At 66.8% G+C, this 25,954-nt stretch carries 23 protein-coding genes and 1 tRNA gene; 16 read left to right on the top strand and 8 right to left on the bottom strand.

All coding sequences use genetic code 11. The features are described 5' to 3' along the window. Positions 1-389 precede the first annotated feature (389 nt). The 6 genes from ACX27O_RS15335 to ACX27O_RS15310 all read left to right on the top strand — a co-directional run bounded on the left by ACX27O_RS15335 (position 390) and on the right by ACX27O_RS15310 (position 9,335). On the top strand, positions 390-2,282 hold the full coding sequence (locus ACX27O_RS15335; protein ID WP_458939617.1) for an ATP-dependent nuclease: 1,893 nt from the start codon (positions 390-392) through the stop codon (positions 2,280-2,282). Continuing rightward, positions 2,272-3,966, top strand: a complete 1,695-nt coding sequence (locus ACX27O_RS15330) for a UvrD-helicase domain-containing protein (RefSeq protein WP_458939616.1) — start codon at positions 2,272-2,274, stop codon at positions 3,964-3,966. The genes ACX27O_RS15335 and ACX27O_RS15330 overlap by 11 nt, the downstream gene beginning before the upstream one ends. Positions 3,967-4,093: 127 nt before the next feature. Then, complete coding sequence (locus tag ACX27O_RS15325) at positions 4,094-6,442, top strand: argonaute/piwi family protein (protein ID WP_458939615.1); 2,349 nt, start codon at positions 4,094-4,096, stop codon at positions 6,440-6,442. Then, positions 6,439-7,758, top strand: a complete 1,320-nt coding sequence (locus tag ACX27O_RS15320) for a PD-(D/E)XK nuclease domain-containing protein (protein ID WP_458939614.1) — start codon at positions 6,439-6,441, stop codon at positions 7,756-7,758. The genes ACX27O_RS15325 and ACX27O_RS15320 overlap by 4 nt, the downstream gene beginning before the upstream one ends. A 310-nt stretch (positions 7,759-8,068) precedes the next feature. Continuing rightward, entirely contained in the window at positions 8,069-8,473 is a 405-nt protein-coding gene (locus ACX27O_RS15315; RefSeq protein WP_458939613.1) for an endonuclease VII domain-containing protein, read from the top strand. A 67-nt stretch (positions 8,474-8,540) separates the two neighbouring features. Then, a complete protein-coding gene (locus ACX27O_RS15310; protein WP_458939612.1) occupies positions 8,541-9,335 on the top strand; it encodes an endonuclease VII domain-containing protein in 795 nt (264 codons plus the stop codon). A gap of 1,230 nt (positions 9,336-10,565) precedes the next feature. Here the strand turns inward: ACX27O_RS15310 and ACX27O_RS15305 are convergent. After that, positions 10,566-11,180, bottom strand: coding sequence for a hypothetical protein (locus ACX27O_RS15305; protein ID WP_458939611.1), 615 nt, complete (start codon positions 11,178-11,180; stop codon positions 10,566-10,568). A 164-nt stretch (positions 11,181-11,344) separates the two neighbouring features. Beyond that, positions 11,345-11,467: a hypothetical protein gene (locus tag ACX27O_RS15300; protein ID WP_458939610.1), complete on the bottom strand. Its 123-nt coding sequence runs from the start codon at positions 11,465-11,467 to the stop codon at positions 11,345-11,347. Positions 11,468-11,947: 480 nt separating this feature from the next. On the opposite strand from ACX27O_RS15300, the gene ACX27O_RS15295 reads away from it, so the two are divergent. Further along, a complete protein-coding gene (locus ACX27O_RS15295; protein ID WP_458939609.1) occupies positions 11,948-12,256 on the top strand; it encodes a hypothetical protein in 309 nt (102 codons plus the stop codon). A 548-nt stretch (positions 12,257-12,804) separates the two neighbouring features. Here ACX27O_RS15295 and ACX27O_RS15290 read toward each other — a convergent pair. Then, positions 12,805-13,356 (bottom strand): hypothetical protein, encoded by a 552-nt coding sequence (locus ACX27O_RS15290; protein ID WP_458939608.1) that lies wholly within the window; start codon positions 13,354-13,356, stop codon positions 12,805-12,807. Positions 13,357-13,791: 435 nt separating this feature from the next. Between ACX27O_RS15290 and ACX27O_RS15285 the strand changes: the two genes are divergently transcribed. Together ACX27O_RS15285 and ACX27O_RS15280 are read left to right on the top strand one after the other, a co-directional pair. Continuing rightward, positions 13,792-15,147, top strand: a complete 1,356-nt coding sequence (locus tag ACX27O_RS15285; protein ID WP_458939607.1) for a helix-turn-helix domain-containing protein — start codon at positions 13,792-13,794, stop codon at positions 15,145-15,147. Then, positions 15,144-15,809: a 2'-5' RNA ligase family protein gene (locus ACX27O_RS15280; RefSeq protein WP_458939606.1), complete on the top strand. Its 666-nt coding sequence runs from the start codon at positions 15,144-15,146 to the stop codon at positions 15,807-15,809. The genes ACX27O_RS15285 and ACX27O_RS15280 overlap by 4 nt, the downstream gene beginning before the upstream one ends. Before the next feature lie 211 nt (positions 15,810-16,020). On the opposite strand, the gene ACX27O_RS15275 is transcribed toward ACX27O_RS15280, so the two are convergent. After that, entirely contained in the window at positions 16,021-17,001 is a 981-nt protein-coding gene (locus tag ACX27O_RS15275; protein ID WP_458939605.1) for a phosphotransferase, read from the bottom strand. Next, positions 16,998-17,585 carry an HD domain-containing protein gene (locus ACX27O_RS15270; protein WP_458939604.1) on the bottom strand — a complete coding sequence of 196 codons (588 nt, stop codon included), beginning with the start codon at positions 17,583-17,585 and terminating at the stop codon, positions 16,998-17,000. The genes ACX27O_RS15275 and ACX27O_RS15270 overlap by 4 nt, the downstream gene beginning before the upstream one ends. A 36-nt stretch (positions 17,586-17,621) precedes the next feature. On the opposite strand from ACX27O_RS15270, the gene ACX27O_RS15265 reads away from it, so the two are divergent. Further along, complete coding sequence (locus tag ACX27O_RS15265) at positions 17,622-18,068, top strand: hypothetical protein (protein WP_458939603.1); 447 nt, start codon at positions 17,622-17,624, stop codon at positions 18,066-18,068. On the opposite strand, the gene ACX27O_RS15260 is transcribed toward ACX27O_RS15265, so the two are convergent. Next, on the bottom strand, positions 18,058-18,648 hold the full coding sequence (locus ACX27O_RS15260) for a hypothetical protein (RefSeq protein WP_458939602.1): 591 nt from the start codon (positions 18,646-18,648) through the stop codon (positions 18,058-18,060). The genes ACX27O_RS15265 and ACX27O_RS15260 overlap by 11 nt on opposite strands. Before the next feature lie 562 nt (positions 18,649-19,210). On the opposite strand from ACX27O_RS15260, the gene ACX27O_RS15255 reads away from it, so the two are divergent. The 6 genes from ACX27O_RS15255 (at position 19,211) to ACX27O_RS15230 (ending at position 24,385) form a co-directional block, all read left to right on the top strand. After that, positions 19,211-20,614 (top strand): APC family permease, encoded by a 1,404-nt coding sequence (locus tag ACX27O_RS15255; RefSeq protein WP_458939601.1) that lies wholly within the window; start codon positions 19,211-19,213, stop codon positions 20,612-20,614. Further along, a complete protein-coding gene (locus ACX27O_RS15250) occupies positions 20,611-21,624 on the top strand; it encodes an acetamidase/formamidase family protein (protein WP_458939600.1) in 1,014 nt (337 codons plus the stop codon). Before ACX27O_RS15255 ends, ACX27O_RS15250 begins: the two co-directional genes overlap by 4 nt. Positions 21,625-21,635: 11 nt before the next feature. Then, on the top strand, positions 21,636-22,313 hold the full coding sequence (locus ACX27O_RS15245) for a GOLPH3/VPS74 family protein (protein WP_458939599.1): 678 nt from the start codon (positions 21,636-21,638) through the stop codon (positions 22,311-22,313). A gap of 353 nt (positions 22,314-22,666) precedes the next feature. Then, a complete protein-coding gene (locus ACX27O_RS15240) occupies positions 22,667-23,215 on the top strand; it encodes a hypothetical protein (RefSeq protein ID WP_458939598.1) in 549 nt (182 codons plus the stop codon). Between the two features lie 35 nt (positions 23,216-23,250). Beyond that, on the top strand, positions 23,251-23,904 hold the full coding sequence (locus ACX27O_RS15235) for a GNAT family N-acetyltransferase (protein WP_458939597.1): 654 nt from the start codon (positions 23,251-23,253) through the stop codon (positions 23,902-23,904). A 130-nt stretch (positions 23,905-24,034) separates the two neighbouring features. Next, positions 24,035-24,385, top strand: a complete 351-nt coding sequence (locus ACX27O_RS15230) for a hypothetical protein (RefSeq protein ID WP_458939596.1) — start codon at positions 24,035-24,037, stop codon at positions 24,383-24,385. Between the two features lie 673 nt (positions 24,386-25,058). Here ACX27O_RS15230 and ACX27O_RS15225 read toward each other — a convergent pair. Both ACX27O_RS15225 and ACX27O_RS15220 read right to left on the bottom strand, forming a co-directional pair. Then, a tRNA-Val gene (locus ACX27O_RS15225) sits at positions 25,059-25,130 on the bottom strand. 50 nt (positions 25,131-25,180) lie between these two features. Then, a complete protein-coding gene (locus ACX27O_RS15220) occupies positions 25,181-25,804 on the bottom strand; it encodes a PGPGW domain-containing protein (protein ID WP_400447582.1) in 624 nt (207 codons plus the stop codon). Between the last annotated feature and the right edge of the window lie 150 nt (positions 25,805-25,954).

Below are 25,954 nucleotides of genomic sequence, written 5' to 3'. Positions count from 1 at the left end.
GCCTTCATGGAAGTGCGCCACTGCGCGTCCTGCCCCCGCTACGAGGTCGGCGAGTTGGATCGACGGATGATCCGATGAGTCAACCCGCGCCAGCCCTCGCGGCCTATCGCCAGTCCAGAGGAATCGAAAGTCTGGGTCACCCGCCGTCATGGGGTCTGCCGCCGGCACGGTCGGCGCGAAGCATGCTTCACGGCGGTGACGATGTGTCAGGAGCGCTCCGATGCAAGCTTGCCGGATGAGGGGTAGGCGTCCCCGACGGGGCGACCGGCCACGAACCGCCAAAGGTGCCTGTTGTAGGACCGTCGGCCAAGCATGCCGACGGGCATCGCGCTCGCCCAGGGCTTGACCCATACTGGCCGGACCGCATGGTCGGCCCTCAAGGAGCGCAGGTGAAGGTAAGCCGCATCACGTTCCAAAATTTCCGCGGCGCGAAGAGTGGCACGGTGCTACTTGAGGGCCACTCCTTGCTCGTCGGCGGCAACAGTGTCGGCAAGTCGACGATCTGCGACGCCCTCGACCTCGTATTGGGCCCGGAGCGGATGACCCGCCGACCAGTCATCGATGAGCACGACTTCTTTGCTGGCCAATATCTGCTGCCCGACGGGACCACTCCCGAAATCAGGATCGAGGTGATTTTGACGGATCTTTCCGAAGAGGCGACCCGCCGTTTTCGCAGTCACCTTCGTGTCTGGTCTGCGACCTCGCAGGACCTACTGAACGTCGTGGTGCCTCCCGCACCCGCGCCGGGAGGGGCTCAGGACCTCGTCGCTGCGTTGCAACCATCCGGGCCGGGGCCGGAGGCGGGTGCTTGGTGTCTGCCGGTGCTGTTCATCGGTCGTTTCGATCCCGAGGAGGACGACTTCGCCGCAGGTACCTTCTTCGCCTACCCGGAGGTTGTTGTCGACAGCTTCGCCGACTTCGAGGGTGACCTAGGACAGGGTCTCAAGCCCTTCAAGCGCGAGGACAAGCGAATGTGCGGGTTCATCTACCTACGCGCCAATCGCACGGGAAGTCGAGCGCTCAGCTTCCAACGGGGATCACTGATCGATACGATCGTGCGGCTTGAGGCGCAGGGCACCGACGCGTCGCTGTGGGAGCGGGCGCTTCGCGATGTGGACCAGGTAGTGGTCACCGGGGATGGCTCGGGCTTCGCAAAGATCCGCCTCGAGGTCCGCAAACTGGTCAGCCAGTTCATCAACCTCAGCGACCATCCCGCAGCTGTGGACGTGCACGTATCCGATCTCACCCGTGAACATCTGCGCGAAGTCCTGCGGCTGTTCGTGTCGACCCAGCCGGGCACGTACCCGGTTCCGTTCAACCGGCTGAGCACCGGATCACTGAACCTTTTGGTGTTCGCACTACTCACCTACATCGCGCAACTGACCGAGGACCAGTCGGTTATCTTCGCGATGGAGGAGCCGGAGATTGCGCTCCCGCCACATGCCCAGCGCAGGCTGGTCCGGTTCACGCTCGACCAGATGGACCAGGTGATCGTCACATCGCACTCGCCCTACGTCATAGAGATGTTCGATCCTGACCACGTGGTGACCGTGGCCCGCGACGACGCCGGGACGCTAACCAGCTGGCCGGTTACCCTCCCAGCCGATTACAAGATCAAAAAGTATTGGACCAACCAGCGTCAGTTCGCCGAAGCGGTCCTGGCACGCGCGGTCTGTGTCGTCGAAGGAGCCACCGAGCTCGCCACCCTGCGGGTCGCCGCCGACATCCTTGAGCAGGACCCGACGTCGGACTATCAGCACCTCGACCTGACGGGCATCTCGCTGTTCGACGCCGGCGGGGACACGTCGGTGCCGCTGTATGCGCCGGTCTTCGCAGCGATGGGCAAGCCTGTGTTCGGTATTCATGACACGCCGACCAGCCCGTTGACCGCCGAACAGACCTCGAAGACCGCCGACTTCACCATCTACCGGGTGATCGGCTATGCGGGCATCGAAGAGCTGTTGACCAACGAGATTCCGGTCGAAATTCAACGCCGGTTCTGTACTGCCGTCAGCACCAGAAGTGACTATCCGCAGGAGTGTGGCATCCTGGATGCCAGCGCAGGCGAGGAAGCCGTCAGAGACCACACCCGTCACGTGCTGAAAAAGCGCAAGGGATCGTTCGATGGCTACGCGCCTTTACTCGTTGGAGAATGCCGCACCCAGGCGGATCTTCCGGCGACAGTCGTCGAGTTCCTTATGGAAATTAACCAGGTGCTGACTGAGAAGACGGCCACCGAAACGGCGACCGATGGTGCAGACGAAGCCGCCAATGAATCTTGATCAGCCCCGACTCGACATCCTCGCGGCATCGGGTCACTTGCTTATCATTGGAGGCCCTGGCTGCGGCAAGACGACCATCGCCCTACTAAAAGCACGCGAGGTCGTTCCCGCCCTCAAGCAGGAACAGTCCGTGCTGTTCCTCAGTTTCTCGCGAGCGGCGGTACGGCAGATCACCGACCGGATGGCAGGGGTGCTCAACCGGCAGACTCGACGGCGGTTGGAGGTTCGCACGTTCCACGCCTTCTTCATGGACATCGTGCGCAGCCACGGCTGGTTGCAAACCGGCAAGCCTTCGTCCTTCATCACCCCTGACCAAGAGCAGCAGATGCAGGCGGCGTTCGAGGGCGACTGGGCTGCCGAAACCCGCCGGCTGGCCGCCGACGGCAAGTACGTGTTCGACCTGCTGGCCTGCACAGCAGCCGACCTCTTCGAGCGCTACCCTATCCTCGCTGCTCTCTACGGCGACGCATACCCGGTCGTAATCGTGGATGAGTTCCAGGACACCAACGACGACCAGTGGCAAGCGATCCGTGCGCTGAGCGCGACGTCGACGATTCTCTGCCTCGCAGACCCCGATCAGCGCATCTACGACCACCTGCCTGGCGTCAACGAGGAGCGCATCCAACACGCCATCGACACCCTGCAGCCGAAGTCATTCGACCTGTCCAAGGACAATCACCGCAGTCCCGGGCAGGGCCTGCTCGCATACGCGAACGCGGTGCTGCGGAATGACCCCAGCATCCCGGTGCCGGACAACCTTACCTACGCCACATACAACTACCGGAAAGTAGAGGTACTGGCTCATCAGTACCTGATCGCGCTGCGCCAGCATCTGCGTAAGGAACTGGGCAGAGAGCCCATCATCGCGGTTCTGGCCCCGACCAATTCGCTCGTCAGTCGACTGTCGGAGGCAGCGGCGACAGACATCGAGATCGACGGGACCCCCTACCCGGCTGTGGACCACGAACTCAACCTCGACCAGGACCTGGCATCCGCGTCCGCCTACGTGGTCGCGTCGATTATGGAATGGCCCGGCGTCGACCCAGACGAGGCACTCACCGCGACGGTGGAACTCATCTGCAACTTCTACCGTGTGAAGTCCACCAAGACGCCCGGAGCGAAAGCGAAGGTCGCAATTCTTGAGCGCGCGCAAGCGGACATCGCTGCCGGAGCGAAGGTCCGATCAGGAACCGTCAAGGCGGTCGCCGCCGCCTGCTCCAACGGAATCCAGTTCACCGGTAGTCCAGTACAGGACTGGCAACTCGCTCGCGCCCGATTGAGCGGGTCCAACGAGTTGAAAGAAATCTTCGGCAAGGCCCGCCTCATCCGGTTACTGAAAGCAACCGATGCGATCGCTTGGGCGCTCACTGACGCGTGGAACGGCACCACGTACCTAGACGCGGCAGCGGTGGTGCGTCGAGTTTTGGCGAACCGGATGATCGAGGCAATTCCCTCCGATGAGGCCGCGACCACGACCTTCATGAACATGTACAAATCAAAAGGTAAGGAGTTCGATGGCGTAGTCATCGCTGAGACCAGGTTCGGTAATGACCAGCTCATCGATCACACGAGTAAAGAGGACAACATTCAGTCTCGCCGGCGGCTCCTTCGAGTCGCGATCACTCGGGCACGCCACCACGTGGTGATCATTCGCCACGCCTCGCAACCACCCCTAATCGGCTGACCTGCCAGCCCTGGCGTCCACAGGGCCTGCTTGTCGCACCCCCTGGGTAGCGTGGTTGTCCGGCCAGGTGCGGTCCGCCCGGGCCGAGGATGAACGCGGGCGTAGCCGCAGCAAGTGGAGGAGGAAGGTGGTCGAGGCAGTGCGTGGAGTGCCCGCCCCGCCCCAACGGGCGGCGCCGAGTCTGGTGGCGAACTTCCTGCCGGTCCGGTTCCACGGACAGGCGTTCCACGCGGGCGTTGTCCCGTTCGACTCGAGGGAGCGGCTTGACGGGCTCCGTACCGAGTTGCAGGGGACGCACGTGGTCGCCCGCGAGGGTAACCAGATTGTATGCGTGCCGCTCACCGCAGAAAGCCGGCCCGTCGGCACCGAACAGAAGTTCCCGATCAGCGACTTCCGCCATCTCACCATGCGCCTGGTGCGCGAGGCCTTGATCAACGAGATCATCGGGATGGGATACAAACTGCGCTCGTTCAAGCAGCCCGGCTTCGTCTCCCGGTACCGCCAGCAGGACCTGCTCGCTCAGTGCGCGGGCGACCAGCGGGAGGCGCTCGCCGGTGTGCACGTGTTCCCGCAGTACCGTCTCGATGCCCGGGCCAACGGCCCGTCGGCGAGGATGGGCATCGTCGTAGGCCTGAAAACCAGGTACGAGTTCGACCTCACTGTGCAGGATCTGCTCGACCGCGGGTTCCGCGTCGAGGGCCGGTACGTCCTCGCCCAGACCGGTGAGGTGCCGTACAACCCGCATCTCGACGAGTGCGCCTACCGCAAGCTGGTTGGGGCGGTCGAGTCGGTACGCGCCGGGCGGTTGCAGCTACGTGACGCCCCCGCAGTATCGGAGGTCGGTGCCGGCGAGGCGTGGCTGGAGGGGCGCCTCGACAGCTTCCAGGACGTCGTCGCCTTCCTTACCGGTGGGCGCCAGGGGCCGCTGCTGGAGCGGCTCGAGGAGGAGGCGTTCGCTCTGACCGGGGCCGAGGGGCGCCTCGGACGGATCACTTCGCTGGCTAGGCGGCTCGCACGAGGCGGGCCGCTGCGGATCGCCGCAGATGTCGAGGTCGAGATCGGGGTGCCGCTGGGAAGTGGCTCGACCGGAAGCGGTAGCGGTCAGGTGCGATCGACGCCATTCGCGGAGCCGACCTTCGTCTTCGACCCGGGTGGCGGCAAGACTGACAACTCGGCGCAGCGAGGGCTGACGCGGCTGGGTCCGTTCGACTCGGAGTCGTTCTCGCCTCGCCGGCCGCGGATCCTCGTCATGACGCCACGCCCATATCAGGGCAGCGTCGAGGTCTTCATGAATCAGTTCCGGCGCGGCGTCCCGAACGCCAAGGTGTTCACGGAGGGCTTCGCCCGCAAGTACCGCCTCACCGACTGTGATATCCGCATTGAGGCATTTGACGCCACCGGTCCCCGCGATGTGACCGCGTACCGCGACGCGTGTCTCGCCGCACTCGACCGCGACGAGAAGCCGCATCTGGCGATCGTGATCACCAGCGAGGCGCAGCAGGACCTGCAAGGGGACGACAGCCCGTACCTCGTGGCGAAGTCCACGCTGATGGGCCAGGGCGTCCCCGTCCAGGAGATCCAGTACGAGACGATCGGACGCGGCGATATCGCGTATCCGCTCGACAGCATGGCGCTGCAGTGTTACGCGAAGCTGGGCGGGATCCCGTTCGTGATCGCAGCACCGGGCACGATCATGCATGAGCTGGTGATCGGCATCGGCAGCGCGCACATCAAGCCGAGCCGGTTCAGCGCGCCCGAGCGGGTCGTCGGTATCACTACCGTCTTCAGCGCCGACGGCAACTACCTGCTGTCCAACATGTCCCGCGAGGCCGACTACGACAGGTACCCCGATGAACTCCTGCGCGCTTTGCGGGTCTGCATCGACGAGGTGAAGAGCCGCAACGCTTGGCGGCCCGACGACGCGATCCGGCTGATCTTCCACGTCTTCAAACCGCTCAAGGACACCGAGGCCGACGCCGTGAAGGAACTCGTCTCCGGGCTGCTCGCCGAGTTCCGTGCCGTGCAGTTCGCGTTCGTGCACGTCAGCGACGAGCACGACTGGTACCTGTTCGACACCGCCGCCCAGGGTGTCGGCAACGCCGCGATGCCCTCGGGGCGCCGCCAGCCGAAAGGGCGCTACGTCCCCCAGCGTGGGCACGCCGTGACGATCAGCTCCTGCGAGGTGCTACTCACCGTCTCCGGGCCGTACGACATCAAGCGGCCCACCCACGGGCTGCCCCGACCACTGCTGCTCAAGCTGCACCGTGCGTCGACGTTCACCGACATCGAGTACCTGGCCGGTCAGGCGTTCCGGTTCACCGCGATGTCATGGCGTCGGTTCTACCCGTCGAGGTCCCCGGTCACGATTATGTACTCCGACCTGATCGCGTCCCTGCTCGGCCAGCTCCGGCACGTCCGCAACTGGAACGCCGACATCCTGCGCACGGCGTTCCGGACCAGCAGGTGGTTCCTATGACGGGCCAGGGGCCTGATGCGCAAACGGTCGTCGTCGCGCAAGTCGCCGACCAGATGGCGGCCCTCGACTCGCAACTTGGCTACGCCAACAAGCCTGGGGACCTCGACGGGCTCTTCGCCCACCACGTCCTGAGCAGCGTCGACGTCTCGTTCGCCTGGGAGGTGAACCCGCTGACCGCGCAATGGCTCGACCAACACACCGACAGGCTGCGCCACGCCCCGGGGCTCGCCGTCCTCGGGTTCGCCCTGCACGACTTCAGGGATCACCGCGACCTCGGTATGAACGAACGCCTGGTGGACGGTCTGCGCGACCTGATGCGTCGCGACCCGTTCCCAGCCGATCGAACGACCTTCGTGACTGACCGACGGCAGTTGCTGGGCATCACGCTCGCCGCGCTCGTCGCCCGGGACGCGTTGCTGGCGTTTCACAGCTGGCTCCTGGATGTCCTGCACGACTCCAGGTTCCGCGCCGACGACCCCCGCACCGACCTCGCGCGTCGGCACTCTCTGGCCGTCCTGACCGATGATCCAGCGCCGCTCGGCGGGTTGGCCGGTGTCAAGAACCTGCCGGAGCTCTGCATGGTGCACTGGATGTCGATCGCCAGCACAGCGCGACTTACCGATCCAGCCGCCGATCTGCAGCTGATCCAGCGCCGGATCCTCACCGGCCTCCTGCGCACCGACATCGCCGACCTATCCACCTGCGACGCGGCCTTGGTGCGCGCTGCGGCCGGCCGGATCATCGACGCCAGCATCGACAGCACGGTCCTCACCCGCAGCCACGTCGGCATCGTGCTGCGCCGGTTCCCCACCGCGATGAAGCGCTGGCGCTGGGACGATCCGGACGACGTCCGGCACCCGATCCGCTGGGAGGTCAACTCCGAACGCGAGGTCCAGGACATCGTCTGGATCATGCTCCGATCCGTGTTCAGCGACCTCGTCGATGAAGAGCCGTTGCCGCGACTCGGTCACAGCTCCTACCGCGCAGACTTCGGCATCCCGCGCCTCGGCATACTCATCGAGATCAAGTACGTACGCTCCGCCACCGATTTCAAGAAGGTCGAGAAGGAGATCCTCGAGGACTCCATCGCCTACCTGCGCGAGCGCGGCACCTACACGAAGCTCATCGTGTTCATCTACGATGCCTCGGCCTCCAACCAGGAACACGACATCACGAGCGCGGCGCTCCTGGAACGGGACGACATCATCGATGTGATCATCGTGTCCCGCCCCAGCCAGCTTCCCGCGACGGCAACACCGGGCACCGTTTCCTCGCTCCGCCGCTCCCGAATCCGACGAAGTCCGAACTCGCCCTGACAGTGATCGTGGGCGTGCAACGGTTTTCCAAGCAGAATCGCGTGCATTACCGGCTTGGTGCCGCCTCATCCGGCGACCGTGTTAAAGGCCATGAACGCCGGCCAGGTGTAGAGGCCGTGATCGCCCCATTGACGGGACGTGGCTGTTCCGTGGCTGGTCCACATCATGCGGTGGCAAACCGCGCAGCGGCGCGGCAGCCGATCGCCCGACCTTGATGGAGGCCAACCGCTCCGCGATCGCCACGGCCTCTCGACGACGGGAGAGGACCGGTGGCGGTGAACTTGTCGGACCGTGCTGCTAGAACCAGGACGTGGAGACCAGCCCGGCAGTCAAGATCTGCATGACGTGTACAGAGGCCAAGGACACGTCCTGTTTTTATCGCGATCGGCATCAGCCGGACGGGAGAGACCGGCGCTGCAAGGACTGCACCCGCAAGTACCGAAGGCCCTACGACGCCCTGCGAACGGTAGCGCGCAAGTACGGCGTCTCCCTCGCGCAGTACGAAGAGGCACTGGAGAAGCAGGCAGGAGTCTGCGCCATCTGTCGGCAACCGCCCGTACGGGGTGTACTCGTGGTCGACCATTGTCACGAATCCGGATTGTTCCGCGGATTGGTCTGCGGGGCTCACAACACCGGCATCGGGCTCTTGGGCGACTCGCTCGCCACCTTGCTCAGAGCCCGCGCCTACCTCGAGAGCAGCGCCCATGAAAACTAGGACGTGCGCCCGATGCGGCGACCTTCGCAGCGACTTCAGCGCCAAGTCAAGCTACTGCCGTCCCTGCGTGACCATCCGCAAACGAGCGGAAGCGCTAGCGAAGTTCGGTCTCACACTCGAGGACTTCGATCGAATAACGCGGCAACTCGGAGGGCTCTGCCCGGTATGCGGTCAGGATCCGAGTACCCTGGAAAAGGGATGGGCGATCGACCACTGCCATGAAACAGGGCGCTTCCGCGGCCTCATCTGCGCCCGATGCAACGCCGGCATCGGCGCGCTCGGCGACTCCGTCGCCGCAATTGGCAGCGCCATCAACTACCTGCTGGACTTCTACCGGGCGAACCCCGGAGCATGGGCTGCACACATTGCCGTGCACCCCGAGGACGAGGAGATTTTGGGTCCGGCGACCGCCGAGCCCGTCTTCTGGTCGAAGGTATGTGACAACTGCGGCGCACCACTGCTGGCCAAACACGGTCTAGGGAGACGGTTCTGTAGTCACAAATGCAGGACCGAGGGAATGCGCAGCCGCGAATCGACCTGCCCCACATGTTCGACCACCTTTAGGTCGCCTGACCGCAACAAGATCTACTGCAGCACCAAGTGCTATCGCCCCGCGCGCCGGAACCGCGCCTTCAGCCGCCCGCCGTGCAAGACATGTGGCAACGAGTTCATCGCAAAGAGCGCAAGGCAGCTCTATTGCAGCCCGCGCTGCTTTGAGAAGAGCCGACCCTTGCCGCTGCTGATCGTCTGCCGGAACTGCACAACGCCGTTTCGGGCGCGCGACAAACGCCGCCAGTATTGCAGCACGTCGTGCGCATACAACGGAATGAAGAAAATGCGCAGGCAAGCCGAACCCCCGTGATAATGGCCTCGGCCGCATGCCCTGCCGTTCCCACGGTGGTCCGTTCATCCCGGTCAGCGATGAACTGGCAAGAGCCATCAGCGCCGGATGGTTGGCCTCGGCCGGTCTTGCTCAACGGGGTCGAATAATGGGCCGAGCTGTACGCCGTGCGGGTGCGGGAACTCTACGACACGCATTGCTCCTGCTGTGAAACGCAGCCCTCGCCGATCGACGTTCTTCGTCCGATGACGCGGCTGGCGCCCACGATTCAGGGAGCGAGCGATTCGGCAGGCATCCCGGCCGGACGCCTGAGACTTGACCCCCAGTCAAGGCGGTGTCGGCACGCGGGTGGCGTCGAGTGGAATCGGTTCCACTCGGTGCACCCGAGCGGCCGTTTCATCTTCAAAGGGTCATTACTTCAGAGGGCGCCCGGAAGCATTGCAAAGCCCTTCCGCAGCACTTCGTCCGGGCTATCGGCGTCGCGAATTCGACATGAGCGTAGATCCGGCATATCACTTACCGCACCAGCCAAGCAACGGTCAGGCCGCAGATTTCGTGCAAGCGAGCACAGCAAAACCGTATGCGACCAGCGCACAAGGGATGACAACCAGGAGAGCCGCAGGTAATCAGCCGTGCCGGCGCAGATAGAGCATCGTCTTAGGAAACCGATGCTCTATCCCCTGAGCTACGAGGGCGCGAGGCCATAGCTTACCTGCCAGCGGATACCCACGAGTGCCCAGGAGTTCCCTCCCGTGCCAACCGGTGTCCGCCGCCGCTGCGCCGACCCACGGAGCACGCATGGAACCGGTCGACCTGCTCTGGGCCCTCCTCGTATGGCGGTTCCGCGTACACAATCCGGTAGAGGTGGACCTCGGCGGTTAGCGGGTCGGCGACTCGGCCATGGTGGGCGACGGCCAACTGCGGTAAAGCAGGTGTGGCGTCTCTGTGGAGGTCAGAGTGTCCTCCCACTTGTCATGAGTGGGCTGGACACCGAATTCGCGGATCGCCAGGCGAATCACCTGCTCGAGGGTGACCCGTCCCGTGGGTAGGTGGTGCCGTTGTGCGATGACCGCGTCTTCGGCGATCTGAGCCGATCCGAGTAACGCGGCTGCGACAGCTGGCATCGGCGAGCATTCGCCAAGCCGTCCTGGCGTTCCGACGCCTCCAACGGCCAAACTCGCCCTTCGCCTGAGGCGCGTCAACAACAGCTACCCGCAGGGAAACCGGCTGGGCAAAGGCTGCGCACGTCCGTCATGAACAGGTATCACAGATGGTCAGAGTGTGGTCGACCGGTGTGGTTTGGCAGGAGACGCAGACGTATCCGCCGCAGTGGTAGCAGGTTATGGCGGCGCTGTCGGCGAGGTCGAAGAACATGCCGGGGTTGGCCCGGCGGATGACCCGCTCGGTCGACTCGCAGCGGTCGGCGCAGCGACCGTCCGGTCCGCTGGGCTGGCGGGGTGGGAAGACGGTGCACTTGGCATACCGGTGCAAGGGGTCGTGGTCGACCGGATCGGTGCAGCCGTTCGGGCAGGGCCAGTTCTGGGCCGCACGCGGCGTGCACCGCACACACCCGCGGGCGTCACCGCCGTGGGGGCAGGCCCGGCGGATCGGGAAGTCCTTGCCGTCGCTCGGCCGGAGGTAGCCGGATGGCGCGTGCAGGGTCCACAGCCGGTAAGCGCAGTTGTAACAGTTGGTGTGCTTGTGCCAGTCGACTGTCGGCAGTGTCCGCGTCGCGGAGTCCGGCACCAGGGCCCCGCACCAGGTCTTGATCCCGTCCTCGCTGACGTGGACCTTGCCCTGCTTCCACCGAACGATCTGCATCGGCACCCGGGTCGGGGTCGATGCGGTTGATGCCTCTCCCGTCATGCACGGGACAGTACGGTGCCGATCCGACACCGGCGGGTAGGCGCAGCCCGGTGGGTCTACCGAGTCGGGTAGCCGGTACACATCGAGAGGATCATCAGGCGCGGGCTGGACCTGCGGGTTCGACGGCGTGGGACGTTAGCTGAATCGGGTGCTCAGGGAACTGTTCACTCAGGTCGGGTCGCCTGGGCGAGCAGCTCGGCGGCGCGGCGCATGGTCAGCTCGAACAGCTCCTGGCGGGTCTCGTCCACAAGCGACGACGTTAGTTGTCGCTGTCCATCGGCAGACAACCTTCGTTGTCGGTGTGATGTAGCCGCGCGAAGCTCGCCGCAAGGCCCGTGAGCAGGGACGACACGAGTGCCGCCAAGATGCTCTTGACGGGGAGGCGTTCCCGTGTAACGCGTCCCTGCAGTGGGTGTTGTGCGCCCAAATTCAAGACGGAGCCCAAAGCCAAGGCGGAACCGATGAGCGGCGCCGCCCTTTTTGCTGCCCCGCCCAACCGCCTGCTCTCGTTGGCGGGCGGCTTCGGCAAGACCTACATGGGTACGTCGCCATCTCAACGCGGTCGAGCTGCCATGGCGCCGCCGTGCCCGGGTGGCGGCCATCGCACCGCACTCGCTTCCCGCCGCGCCAGCGGTCACCTGACCAACGCGGGCGGACGCTTCCCCCACGAGAGGAGGTGGTGCCTTTCGCGCGCCTAGAGCGATAGATGACCCCGAGCGGACGCTCGGGGTTTTTTCATGCCCGAAGAACGATCTTGAGGAGATTCGGTGTTCAACGTGATGCGTCCGAGTGGGGCCGGTGGGTCCGGCCCTGCGTGGGGCGTGGTGGCGCTCGCCCGCGGCGGCGCGGTGGCGTCGGCGGTTGGCGGGACGGCGGTGGGGCATCCGGTGGCAGGCCTGGTGGTGGCCAGCTGTGTGCTGATCGCGCCGTGGGTGCTGGTCGGCGTCTTAGTGGCGGCCGCCGCGGTGGTGGCGATGCGCGCACGCCGCGGGCGTCGGGGCACGGTGAGCGGCGAGGGCACGGTCCAGGTGATCGACGCGCTGCGGCGGCTGGTCGACAGCGTGCTCGGCCGCTGACGCGGCAGACGTCCAGGAGAAAGTCATGACCGACAGCTGTTTTAGGTGCCCTCACACCGCCGCGGAGCTCGCTGCCGCCTCATTCCCGATAATGTTCCCCTCCGTGACTGACAAGCGGTCGCGACGACCGTCGGGTGGGGAGCTGTGACCTCATCGCAAAAGGACACCGAGTTCACCGGGAGGGTCCCCGCGATCCGGCAGCCTCTGATCCTGTCGGCTGGCACACGCGATCGACTGCACCGCGCGATGCCCGCGAACACCCGCCGCGCCTACACCGGCGACCTCCGCCGCTTCCTCACCTGGTGCGCCGACCAGCAGTTGCTGGCCACGTTCCCCGCCCTCGACGACGTCGACGCGCTCGCCCCCGCGCTGCTCGCCCTGCTAACCGGCGGGCCCGACATCCACCTGGTCATCACCGAGTACGTCAACACCCTCGCCGATGCCGGCGGCACCCCCGCCACCATCGAGCGGGCAATGGCCGCGATCGCCGCCGCCCACCGCGCCGCCGGCGCCCTGCCCACCCACGGCCCCGGCGCGGTGTTACTCGCCTACCGCCGCGACCGGGCCACCAGCGACGCTGGCATGCGGGTGCGCAAGGCTGCCCCGTCACCATCACCGCGCTGCGCGCCATGGTCTCCGCCCTCGACCGCAGCACTCCCGCCGGCGTCCGCGACAACGCACTGCTCGTACTCGGCTTCGCCCTCGGCGCCCGACGCAGCGAGCTCGCCGCCCTGGACATCACCGACCTCACGTTCACCCCCGACGGACTGCAGGTCACCCTGCGCACCGCCAAGACCGACCGCGACTCCGTCGGCCGCATCGCCGCACTCCCCTGGGGCACCCACCCGCACACCTGCCCGGTACGCACCGCGCAGGCTTGGCTCGCCACGCTGGCCGACCACGGCCGCACCAGCGGCCCGCTGCTGGTCCGCATCGACCGCCACGGCCACCTCGGCCGCGTGCCCACGGGTCGCGACAGCGCCGACGGCCGGCTCACCGGCCAGGCCGTCGCCCTCATCGTTGCCCGCACTGCGGCCGCCGCCGGCCTGGGCCCGCACAGCTGCCTGGTCCGGCCACAGCCTGCGCCGCAGCTTCGCCACCGAGACAGGAAGTGTTGTCGCCGGGTCGGGTGGCGTCGGCGGACCGCTGATAGGGACACGGCCACCCGTGTTGGGGTAGGTCTCTTCGTAACGTGGCTGCCGGCAGTCCGACGCCTGACCAGCGGCCGGGGCCACGGCGCGATGCGTGGAGGCGGGTCTGGTGAACGACGGATATGGCGTCTACCTCGGCTTGGACGTCACAAACTCCGACAAAACTCCGACATTGTGGTCCTGCCACGGGCTGCCGCCGCTATCGACAATGGGAACCTGACGATGCTGCCCTATCTCGCAACGGCCGTCGACGGCGCTGGTGCTCGGCGCTGCTCGGCCGAGCCGGAACGATTTTCACAGGCAGCAGCTGATTTTCACAGGCAGCAGCTATCGTCTGCGCACATCGTGACCGCACGTCTGCAGTAGACCGGGGGGTTAACAGCGATGGCTGACAGCGACGAGACCAAGGCCGCCCGCCGCGAGCTCGGCCGCCGGCTCGCGCAGTTGCGCAGGGCTGGCGGTCACACCCAGCACGACTTGGCGCGGCTCGTGCAGTACGGCCGCAGCTCCGTAGCGAATACGGAGACCGGTCACCAGCACCCGGACCGTGCCTTCTGGGCGCGCTGCGACACCGTGCTGCAGACCGGTGGCGTGCTCGTCAGGGAGTACGACCGCATCACCGAGCTCAACCGTCAACGACGACGCTCATCGGCGATCCAGGAGGCCAGGAGCGCGTCGGGGCTGGCGACGCCGACCGATGCTGGCCACGACGATTTTGGTGCGAATGGCGGCGTTGTTCTGTGGGAACGCGAGGACAGCATCTATGCCCGCCGGCTGGCACTGAAGTCTTCGGTCGATGACAACATTCGTCTCGCGTATCTGGAGAACGAGGTCCGGCAGGCGATCGCCGACAACGAGCGTCTCACCCCTGTGATCCTCCTAGCGCGTATGCGACCGCTGCGCTCCTACGTCGACCAGCTCATGGCAGGCAGGCAGCACCCACCGCAACGCGCCCGGCTCTACGCCGTCGCCGCTCACCTATCCGGACTTCTCGGCGCACTCGCCCTTGACCTCGGCGCATTCGGTGCGGCGCACGCCTATGCCGCCGAAGCGTTCGACCTCGCCGAGGCCGCCGAGCAGTCCGACGCGCAAGCATGGGCACGGGCCACGCAAAGCCTGATCGCCTACTACACCGGTGACTACCATGACGCTCTGGCCTACGCCCAGGACGGCCTGCGCCGTGGCGGGACCACCGGGCACCGTATCCGCCTCACGATCAACGGTCAGGCGCGAGCCCTCGCCCGTCTCGGAGACCCGTACGGCGTCGACCGCGCCGTCGACCACGCGTTCACCATGCTGTCCGACTACCCGGCGGGCTCGTCGGTCAGCGCTAGTCTCGCCCTCGGCCCGTACTGCCCGGCCAGGACCGCGGCCAACGCGGCGACCGCCTACCTGGCGCTCGGCCGTACCGCGGGCGTCACCAACCATCTCACCACCGCGATCACCGCGTTCGACACCGCAGGGTTGGCTGGCCCGCGTGCACTCTGCCGCCTCGACCTGGCCACCGCGCACCTGCACGCCGATAATCCCGACCCCGAGGAAGCAGGCGCACTGGCGGTGGAGGCGCTCACCCTCACCGCGGACCAGCGTTTCGAATCGGTCAACCAACGCGCCCATCAGTTCCTCGCCGCCGCCCACCCCATCGCTTGCCACCCGCAGCTACGGCACGTCGCCGACCTGCTCGCCGACCGCACACCGGTCGCTGGCACCGGACAGGCCGCTCTACCATCGCTGTCATGAGCAGCCGGGAACTGGCCAGCCAGCACCAGCGCTGGACCGCCTACCAGGACCTGCCCAGACTCACCAACCACTGGTACTGGCGCCCGGGCTGGCGGGCCGACCGCCAGTTCTACACCTGGCACCTCACCTTCGAACATCAACCTGAACTCCATCACCTCGTCGCCGACCTGCAACGTCAACTCGCTCTGCCCGGACTGGACTTGGTGCCGCTCGACGGGCTCCACCTGACCATGCAAGGTCTCGGCTTCACGGACGAGGTCACCACCACCGACGTCGCAGCGGTAGTTGCCGAGACGCGCCGACGCTGCGTTGGCCTGCCGCCGCTGGAGTTGTCGCTCGGGCCGGTCGACCCCGACGCCGAAGGAATCGGCTTGCTCGTCCGTCCCTGGGACCGCCTCGAAGACCTGCGCGCCACCATCCGAGGTGCCATCGGCGCGGTATGGCAGACCGTGCCGGAGGCCTCAGATGGATTCCGGCCGCATGTGACGATCGCCTACAGCGGCGGTCAGGCACCGACCGGACCAATCCGCACCCGTCTTAACGACCTCCGCCACCGGCAACCCGCCCGGGTGACCATCCGACAAGCATCGCTGATTGCGCTACGTCGAGAACACCGCAGCTACCGGTGGACAACGGTGGCGACTACGCCCCTTGGCGCGTGAGGCGTTCAACGCGGGCGGCGAGAAACCGTGGCAGCACGCGGCGACGAAGTCGACCCAGGACAGGTCGGACCCGGCGGCATTCGAGGAGACGAAGCAATGGGCGCGTGCAGGTTGCACCGTCCGGTGAACTGCACCAACGCCTTGCGCCCGTCGCCTCCGACGGAGGTACGGAGGTAGCAGAACGAGGCATGGGTGTCGACAACAAGGCGCTTCACGAGGATCTTCCTGCAGTAGGTGATGGGCGGCTGACGCTAATAGGCGAGGGTGTCCCGAGCAGGTCCAGTGCGCCGTGGAGTTGCCGGAGGACGACTTGAGTATGGCGCCGGTCGGCGGAGGCAGGGTGGTGGCCAGCGGCGGCGGTAGTGAGCAGCCACCAGGCCGCCCACACCCGGTGCCAGCCCAGCGCCCATCGGGCAGCGGAAAGCCCGCCCCGGTCGGCTTCGGCATCGGGGTGGCCGCCTGCGGCGACGTAGGCATGAATGAGTTTGCTGAGGAGTCGGGGTTCGGTTGGCCTGCGGGTGCAGAACCAGGTGGCCAGGTCGAGTAGGCCCGGCCCGTTGAACGCCTTGGCCCAGTCAACGAGGCGGCAGCCGGTGCGGCTGACGTGCAGCGACGTGCGGTGGAACTCGCCGTGGCACAGCCCGAACGGTGGTCGCTCGGCACCGCCGGCTCTGTGTCGTGCGGTGGCAGCGAGTCGCTGCAGCACCGCCTCAATCCCTTCGGAATCGTGGGTGAAGCGCCCTTGCCGACGGAGCTCGTCTAACGCGTCCAGACCTTGCCCTGGTAGCCGCGCCAAGCCCTCTTCGTCGAAGGTCGGGAGGTTGGGAATGCCCGCAGTGGCGTGAACCCATCGGGCCGTGGCGGCAGCCTCCGCGAGCGTCGCGGTCCGGCTCGGCTCGCCAAGGTCCTCCATCAGCATGCCCAGACCGCTAGGGCGCATTGTGTAGCCGTTCAGCAGCGGGACTGGGGCTTGCTGGTTGTTGAGCGCGCGAAGGACCGTCGCTTCGCCCGTGAACGGTGCGGTGGCGATCTTGCAGATCAGGCTGCTGCCATCGGAGAAGACCCAGCGCTCGACCGAGGACAGCTCCCATGTCTGGATGATGTGTTGCCGCGTCGGTACCCGTCGTGATGCGGCGAGCAGATCACCTCGTAGCTGTGTGCGGAGCTGATCATCGAGCATGGCGCTGTTCACCGTGCACCCGCACCCTGCACACGAGCGGTGGCGCGCTCGAGCGGCGTGAGGGCGGCGTCGAGATGCGCCGACATGCTGGCGGGCAGCCGAGGATGTGCGGCGCGTTGGAAGGCCCGGAAGTGCGGCAGTAGCCCGCACAGCACCGGGCGCCGGTCAACAAAGTCCGGTGCGTTGCCCGTGCTTTGGGCGCGGCATAGCAGCGATGTCAGGGCGACGATCTTGTCGGCGGTCGAGGCAACCAGCACCGGTTGGTCGTCGACGCGGATGGGCGGGTCGGGTTCATCAAGGGCCCGGTGTTCGGCCTGAAGGGCGGCGATGATCCGGACGACCTCGCTCCCGTATGCGGCGGTGAGGGTCTGGTAGACGTCCGTTTCTGTCGGGGCGAATTCCGGTGCGTCGTGTAGCAGCGCGGCGACGATGACGTCCTGTGCTGGGGCGGGGACGTGTTGCCCGATGGTCACAGCGACGCGCAGCGCGTGGACCAGGGCTGGTCGGTCGTCGATGGTGTGCCCCGCGCACCACGTCCGAGCGTCGCGCAGGGCGCGTTCGATCGCGGCGGGACGGGGAGGCGATAAGACCGTCATACCCTGATACCTCCTGATTGCCGTACGATCGGCGGCATGTCGGGGCCCCTTCCGCAGTGGTGTGAACAGACCTGCGTGGTGTGTCCGGCTCAGCAGCTCGGGCCGGGCCAGTTCGATGTGATCGACCGGCCGGGACCCGAATTCGCGTACCGACCTGAGCTCGGGTGGCGGGCAACCGCGGACGGCGTCGCCGTTTGCGTTCATCCGTTCCGGGTGGGCCTTCCCGCCGGCCGGTACGCCTCGGACGGGGAACTGCTCCCCGATCAGGCGCCCCGACCGGCGCCGACGGCGGCGGCGCTGGAGTTGCCCGCCGACGTGGTCGATCTGGATGGTTGGCTCGTAGCCGTTTTGCGGCAGGCACCCGCCGAAGGAATCTTCGCCACTGTTGCCTGCGCCGAGCGGCTGGCCGCCGAACGGTTCGGAGCGAAGGAAGCGGTGACGGCCCTGCGGCGGGTGCTGTCGGTAGAGTTGGCTAACCGCTGACCCCGGCGGCGAGCGGCTCGTTCTGGTCGAAGTCGAAGTCGTGGCTGCGTCCGTCCCGGCCGAGGCCGGCGGCCTGGTAGTGCTCGTTGAGCAGGTTAAGGCGTCGATTCACCTCGGTCGAGTCCAGCCAGTACCGCAGTGGTTGCTCTCCCCACCGGGCGGCGGCGTAGTAGGCGTCGGTGATGCCCCCGCGGGTGTAGGTGAACTCCTCCAACTCGGTGGCATGGGGGAAGGTGACGCCCAACTCCCTTTGAAGGCGCGTCATCAGCGTGAACTGGGCCAGCACGGCGTGGATCATCTCGTCCACCGGCGCCGGCACCAGCAGTTCAGAGGCGTGCTCGTCGCCGCCGGACAGCTCGAACACGGCAGCTTTGAGCGCCAGCACGCGCAGCGCTTCGCCCAGCAGCGGAGCGGCATCGCGCTCCAGCGACCAACGGCTGATTGCCGGGTAGCCGGTGAATGTGGCCCAGCAGGTGGAGTACTTCATCGACGAGCTCTGCAGCCGGCCGTAGGCCGGGTGCGCCTGCATCTTGTCGAGGATCTCGGCGGCCCGACGGCCAACCTCTCCGACCTCCGGCATGGATGAAATGGTCATGGTGCATGCCCTCCCAAAGGGTCGTGGACACGGCAGACCGTCACGCCGCATCGCGGCTGCGGCCCCTCATCGCCCGCTAAGTCGACGCGGGCGCTGACTCAAACATCAGAAGTCGTCGGTGGTCGTGTCGATAAGGGCTGCCGTTCATCTCCGACAATCCGCTGACATGTATCTACGGCGGATGTTGGCGGTGCCGGGATGTCAGTGGATTGTCAGAACCGCTTGGCAGGACTGGCCGACATTGATCAATTCGTCTTAGGTCGCTCTATGCCGGTGTCATCGCTGCGCTGTAGTCACCAGCCAGCGATGCCAACTCACCGAGGGAAGGTTCGCCGTGCCTGCTACCAAGAGGCTCATGCCCCTCCCGATCCCACCGTTGGTGACCCATTCGGTCATCGCGCCACAACTGCTGGCGTCGATCGGCCGGCAACTCTCCGCCGACGGGCCTGTCCACGAGCAGGTGCATCGATGGCCTGCTTCACTCGGTCGGCGCATTTGGCAGACGCAATATTCCATTCACTGATTATTGAAACCCGCGGAGGATGTTGTGTACGAGCAGGATTTGGCCCGCTACGGATACCGCCAGGAGTTGTCTCGCCAGTTGAGGTTCCGGGATCTGGTCGCGTACGGGTTGGTGTACATGGTGCCGATCGCGCCGATGGCGATCTTCGGCAGCGTGTACGCCGGCTCCGGCGGGATGGTGGCACTCGCATACGCGGTTGGTGTCGTGGCGTTGGTGTTCACGGCGTTCTCATACGCGCAGATGGTGAAGGCGTTCCCGATGTCGGGCAGCGTTTACAACTACGCCGGCCGGGGCATCAGCGCGCCGGTCGGGTTCCTCGCCGGCTGGGTGATCCTCCTCGACTACGTGCTCGTACCGGGACTGCTGTACCTGGTGGCGTCGGTGGCGATGCACTCCACCGTGCCCGCAGTGCCGGTCTGGTTGTGGCTGCTCGGCTTCGTCGCGGTCAACACGATCGTCAACTCGGTCGGCATCCGCATGACCGCGATGGTGACCCGGGTGATGCTCGTCGGCGAGTTGATCGTCCTGGCGGTCTTCCTGGCCGTCGCCGGCTGGGCTCTCGCCTCGGGCATGGGCCGGTTCAGCTGGGCGGCGTTCTACAACGCCGACACATTCACCTGGTCGGTGGTGGCGGGCGCGGTGTCAATCGCGGTGCTGTCCTTCCTCGGCTTCGACGGCATCAGCATGCTGGCCGAGGAGACCAAGGGCGGTTGCCGCAAGATCGGCCGCGCGATGGCCGCCGTGCTCATCCTGGCCGGCGTGCTGTTCATCGCCCAGACCTGGCTGGCCGCGATGCTCATCCCCGACCCCGGCACCCTCCTCGCGGAGGGCGACGTGAACGGCACCGCCTTCTACGACGCGGCGGCCGTAGCCGGCGGAGGATGGCTGGCCACCCTGTGCGCGGTAGCGACCGCGATCGCGTGGGGTCTGCCGAACTCGATGGTCGCCCAGGTCGCCACGTCCCGGCTGCTGTACGCGATGGCTCGCGACCGGCAGCTTCCGGCGTTCTTGGCGAAGGTGTCGATCCGCCGGAACGTACCGATCAACGCGACATTGCTCACCGGCGTCGTGTCCCTGGTGCTCGGCCTGTACATGGCGACCCGTGCGGATGGGATCACGCTGCTGTCGTCGCTGATCAATTTCGGGGCGATGGTCGCCTTCCTGGTCCTGCACGTCTCCGTGATCGTGCACCACCTCATCCGCCAGCGCAGCGGGAACTGGTGGGCTCACCTGGTCATGCCCGCTATCGGGTACGCGATCCTCGCCTACGTGGTGGTCAACGCCAACATCGCCGCCCAGCGCCTCGGCCTGGCCTGGCTCGCCCTCGGGATGGTCGTTCTGGCTGGCTTGTACCTGTCCGGCCGCCGCCCTGCCCTGTCGGGGTTGGCGCCCGTGCAGCCGCAGGCACGTCACGTGGAGCGGGTGTGACCGGCATGGACACGTTCACCTACCGGCCCGCCCGAGACGAGCTGGCGTACACCTTCGGCGGTCGGATGCCGGTCGCGCACGTGCGCGGCGGTGACATGTTCACCGTCGCGACGGAGGACTGCTTCGGTGGTCTCGTTCGGGGGCCGGCCGACCTGCCGTCGCAGGTGTGCCGCATGCCGTACCTCAATCCGGTGTCCGGGCCGTTCTTCGTCGAGGACGCCGAGCCCGGCGACACCCTCGCCGTCCACCTCGCCGCCATCACCCCGGCCCGCGACTGGGGTGTGTCCTCGACCTTTCCGCACTTCGGGGCACTGACCTCCACCTCCCACACCGCCACCCTGCAGCCTCCATTGGAGGAGCGGGTGTGGGTGTACGGCATCGACCGGCAGGCCGGGGCCGTACGGTTTCAGGCCACGCGCAGCGACCACAGCGTGGACCTGCCACTGGACCCGATGATCGGCACGATCGGTGTCGCCCCCGGCGGTTTCGAAGCCCGATCCACCCTCGTGCCCGACACCCACGGCGGGAACCTCGACACCCCACACCTGCGCGCCGGCACCACCCTCTACCTCGGGGTGAACGTCCACGGGGCGATGCTCGCCCTCGGCGACGGACACGCCCGCCAGGGCGAAGGCGAGGCCTGCGGCGTCGGCGTCGAAATCGCCACGACCACCACCCTCGCCATCGACGTCATCAAAGGCGTCACCACACGGTGGCCAAGGTTGGAAACCGACCAAGACATCCTCACGATCGGCTGCGCGAGACCCCTGGAGGACGCCTACCGCATCGCCCAGCACGACCTCGTCGGCTGGGCCAGCGCCCTAACCGGCCTGGAAACAATGGACGCCTACCAACTCGTGTCGCAGGCAGGGCGGGCACCGATCGGCAACGTGTGCGACCCCAACTACACGATCCTCGCCGCCATCGACAAAATGCTGCTCCCCGCCCCCGGTCCCGCGTACGGCGGGGCACACAAGCGGCTGCGGCAGCTCACCGCTGGGTTGCGGTAGGAGCTCCGACGATGACCGCGTCGATCCCGCGCCTGCCGCTGCGCGATGAGCTGTTCCTCCTCGGCCACGACGACGACACCGGACACCCCCACGTGCACCGGCAGACCCTTGCCCTCGGGCTCGCGGGAGCGGTCCTGATCGACCTGTACCTGGCCGGGCGGGTGACCCTCGACCCGAACGACGACACTCGCCCGGCCGGCCACCAGCGGATACACCCCCACATCGACCGGCCAGTTGGGGACCTGATCGCCGACGCCGCGACCGCCACCATCCGCCACGCCCACCCACCACTGCGCGGATGGTTGCGCGGGTTCTCCGACGACCTGTACGAGCGAACCCGCGCCGGCCTGGTCGCCGGCGGGATCCTGCGCCACCACACCCGCCGGCGGCTCGGCGGCCTCATACGCGCAGACGCCTACCTGCCCACCGACAGCAAATGGGCGGTCATCGCCCGCTCCCGTTTGCGCTACCTCGCCGCCGGCCGCGAACAACCCAACAACCACACCGCCGCCCTCGCCGGCCTCGTCGCCGATCTCGGGCTCACCAGCCACCTCTACCTCGACGACGACACCCCAGCCCTGACCGTCCGATTGAAAGCCATCGCCGGGCAGCACTACCAGCCAGTACGCGACATCACCACCGCCGTGGACGCCGCCGTCGGTGACCTCGCCACCGCCGCCTACCGCTAGCCCCAATACACCTCACCTCAAGAAAGCCCACCGTGAACAACCTGCCCCACATGCGACCTCCGACCGACAAGCCCCACCCGGTGCGCCGGCGAGCCTTAAAGGTCACTGCCGCCGTCTGCGCGCTCGGCCTGCTCGCTACCGCCACGGCCATTCCGATCTGGACGGGCACCGCTGGGCCAGCCCAATCCGCACCCTCGCCTTCCAGCGCCACCGCGTCTCTCCCAGCCGTAGCGCAGCCGTGTCCGTCGCCCGCCGCCCTGACGGCAGCCCAGCTCAAGACACGTTCCCAGCAGAGACTCGACCCATCGCCGACGCGTCTGCCGGCGTCGACCCCGGCGCGGCAGGCTCTGGAAGTGGTCGTGCTGTTCGAAGAGCAACGTTGGCGCGCCGACGACGCCTCCGGCCGCGCCATCCGCAGCCGCTACCCCACCGGTCGGCAGCCCACCGACGACAGCACCAACAAACCTGGCGAGCTGGACGGACCCATCGGCCCGGTCGCCGCCGACCCGGCAGCGCTCACCGCGCACATAAATGCCAACCGGCCCCGCCAGCCGCGGTTCCTCGGGCCCACCGCCGTTATTCGCGGCCTCGTCAGCCTGCTCGGCTGGCGCACCCCCAACCAAGCCGCCCGCACCGCGATCCTCACCGTCCTGCGCGACACCCCCGGCATCACCTACCACGCATCGGTGTCCGACCGGGCGGGCCGAACGGGCATCGGCGTCAGCGCCACCTCCGGAGACATCCGTTTCCTGCTGATCTTCAACCCCACCACCGGCGAACTACTCGCCTACGAAAGAGCAGCACTCGCACCACCACCCGGCAGCGACCGGATTGGCCCGTCGGTCGACGACTACCAACTGTTCCTCGTCCACAGCCGCGCCAACAGCAGCAGCAACTCCTGACCCAGCAACCAAGAGCCTTCTAAGGAACCCCCGCCATGGACACTGTCCCGCGTATCCGCGCCGCCCGCTGGGCGGACAAAGACCACGTCGCCGCGCTCATAGCCGACGCCCTCGATCCCAGCCCTCTCGCAACCTGGCTGATCCCCGACCCGGGCCCACGACGTCGAATCCTCACCGACGTCCTCGGCATCTGGGTCGAGCACGCCCTGTTCTACGGCGACGTCCACCTCACCAACGACGCCACCGCCGTCACCGTCGGCTTCCACCGATACCGCCCCATCCCGCCACCAGCGAACTACCCCACCCGCCTCGGCGACGCCGCAGGCGCCCACAGCGAACGCTTCGACCTCCTCGATCGGCTACTCGCCACAGATCGACCCAATGAGCCCCACTACCACCTCGCGTTCCTCGCCGTGTCGCCCAACGCCAGGCGGTCAGGACACGGCACGTCCCTGCTCAGCCACCATCGCAGCCGACTCGACCAGGTGAACCTCCTGTCCTGGACGAACACCACACCCGACGCCCAGAGCCTGCACGCCCGGCATGGCTACACCCCCGGACCGGCAATTCAATTGCCCGACGGCCCGGTCATCTGTTCCATGCGCCGCAACCCTCTCCACGGCGACATCCAGCCAACCAGGACGACCACCACCGAGGACCAAACCAGCCATCCAAGTCTGCGACCATGACCAATCCGCCACCCGCGAGGACGAGACATGAGACCGGCTACCGAGTGGACACCGGACTTCGGGTGGCGAGGCTGGATCCTGCTGTCTGCCGATCCCCTTTCAGCTGGGCAAGTAGCAGAGAAGAGAACCGATGCGTAAGGACTGGACCGCTCTGCCGGAGAGCGTCACGGCAGCGATCGCCGCACGGGTCGGCGGAACCTTTGACGTCACCCCGGCCTCCAGTGGCGACCACGCTGAGATCGCCTCGACAGTCACCGGACCAGCCGGACAGATCTTCGTCAAGGCGGCCTCCGGCGAGTTGAGCGTTCGGTCGCTGCGCTACGAACTGGCGGTAACCCGGGCCATCGACCGGCACCCGCCCGCAGTCCTGTGGCAGTTCGAATCCGACAGCTGGCTGATGGTGGGGACCGGCACCTTGCCGGTCCCCACTCCGACCTGTCACCCGGCAGCACCGACCTCGACCTGCTCCTCGCCACACTGACAGCACTTCAAGAGACGCCGGCGCCCGGCGAGACGTGGTTCACCCCGGCAGCCCGACTCGGATTCGCGCACCCCGCGATGGACGGCGAGACACTTATCCACTCCGACCTCAACCCGACCAACTTGATCGTCACACCGGTCGGCCTACGCATCGTCGACCGGGCGTGAGCAACCAAAGCCGCCGCATGGGTCGAGCTCGCGTTACTCGTCCCATGGCTGATCGGCAGCGGCCACAGCGCCAACAGGCGCACGAGTGGTTAGCGCAGCTTCCCGCATGGACAGCGACCGACCACCAGGTCCTGGACGACTTCGCGACAAGGAACGCGATGAAGTGGGCCGCCAAGTCCCGGCAGAGCACCGAGCGTTGGGTACACGACCTCGCGATGTGGACCGGCAAGTGGGCGGACCACCGGACCGACGGCCACCAGTCAGCCATAACCCGGGGGCACGCACCCGCGATGCGGGCACCGGTAGCGGGAGGAGCAGCTCCTCAACCAGCCAGCAGCCCCGCTCGGAACCGGCACGTCAGGTCACTCAACCGGGCGGATCCATGGCCGTCCGTATGGAGAACCAGCCGCGCTGCTCCCAATCTGCTCCCAATGTAAGCAGCACATACTGCAAAGCCCGTTACCGACGACTCCGGCAACGGGCTTCTGACCTGCACAAACTGAGAGTGGGCGATGCTGGTATCGAACCAGCGACCTCTTCGGTGTGAACGAAGCGCTCTCCCACTGAGCTAATCGCCCTCAGCGCCTGTGACTCTACCCGATCGTGGAACCGGACCGGAAATCCGGGGTCAGTGCGTCGCGAGGTACCGCATCGCTTCGGCGACCACGTCGATGCCGAGGCTGTACTTGAGGGACAGCCAGACCACCGTGGCCACGAAGACCAGGCCGACGGAGCCGAGCACAATTCGCACCAACAGCGACTGTCTGGTCACCCAGCGCGTCCATCCGTGGACGTGGCGGCGGGTGAAGCCGAGCAGCCGGCGCGCCCAGTGGTATTCGACGGCCCAGATGCCCAGGCCGGCGATGACCAGCAGCCAGCCCGGCCCGGGGAGCGGGATGAGGGCGATGCCGATGGTCACCACCAGCGCCCCGGCGATCGCGATGAAGATCTTGAGGGCGATCCGGCCGGTGGGGTTGGCGCGGATGAGGTCGAGGGTCAGTGAGATCCGCTCGCGCCAGCGGGGGCGGCGCGGTGGGTCCTGCACGGCGACGACGCCGCCACCGGCATCGCTGCCGCGATCCGCACCGGCGCCACCACGACGACCGGCGCCGGCGTCATCGCCACCGGAACGACCGGCGTCGGACGCCGGCCGACCGGCCCGTTCGGGCTGCTTCATCGGCACTCCGTACCCCCGCTTTTCGGCTGCTCGGACCGCGACTTTCGGCGGGCCGGGCGCCGCCGCCGCATCCAATGAGGATTGCTTCGTCACCATTTCACCCCCCAGTGTCGCTCGGGCCCGTCACTGCAACGGCCGACTGGACGTTACCGGAGTAAGTCGACGACTGAGCCACCCGATGCCGGGCGGGATCACGCACTGGGCAGAACCGGAAATCCTACATGA

It is taken from the genome of Micromonospora sp. SD19, from assembly GCF_054462275.1.
Note: the sequence above shows the minus strand (reverse complement) of the source record. Positions and strands in the feature narration are given on the sequence as shown.

Bases quoted from the DNA above. Each gene is read 5' to 3' on its own strand.
- ACX27O_RS15330 (WP_458939616.1), top strand. From the start codon at position 2,272: ATGAATCTTGATCAGCCCCGACTCGACATCCTCGCGGCATCGGGTCAC.
- ACX27O_RS15320 (WP_458939614.1), top strand. From the start codon at position 6,439: ATGACGGGCCAGGGGCCTGATGCGCAAACGGTCGTCGTCGCGCAAGTC.
- ACX27O_RS15305 (WP_458939611.1), bottom strand. From the start codon at position 11,180: ATGACGGGAGAGGCATCAACCGCATCGACCCCGACCCGGGTGCCGATG.
- ACX27O_RS15285 (WP_458939607.1), top strand. From the start codon at position 13,792: ATGGCTGACAGCGACGAGACCAAGGCCGCCCGCCGCGAGCTCGGCCGC.
- ACX27O_RS15280 (WP_458939606.1), top strand. From the start codon at position 15,144: ATGAGCAGCCGGGAACTGGCCAGCCAGCACCAGCGCTGGACCGCCTAC.
- ACX27O_RS15270 (WP_458939604.1), bottom strand. From the start codon at position 17,585: ATGACGGTCTTATCGCCTCCCCGTCCCGCCGCGATCGAACGCGCCCTG.
- ACX27O_RS15265 (WP_458939603.1), top strand. From the start codon at position 17,622: ATGTCGGGGCCCCTTCCGCAGTGGTGTGAACAGACCTGCGTGGTGTGT.
- ACX27O_RS15260 (WP_458939602.1), bottom strand. From the start codon at position 18,648: ATGCCGGAGGTCGGAGAGGTTGGCCGTCGGGCCGCCGAGATCCTCGAC.
- ACX27O_RS15245 (WP_458939599.1), top strand. From the start codon at position 21,636: ATGACCGCGTCGATCCCGCGCCTGCCGCTGCGCGATGAGCTGTTCCTC.
- ACX27O_RS15235 (WP_458939597.1), top strand. From the start codon at position 23,251: ATGGACACTGTCCCGCGTATCCGCGCCGCCCGCTGGGCGGACAAAGAC.
- ACX27O_RS15230 (WP_458939596.1), top strand. From the start codon at position 24,035: ATGCGTAAGGACTGGACCGCTCTGCCGGAGAGCGTCACGGCAGCGATC.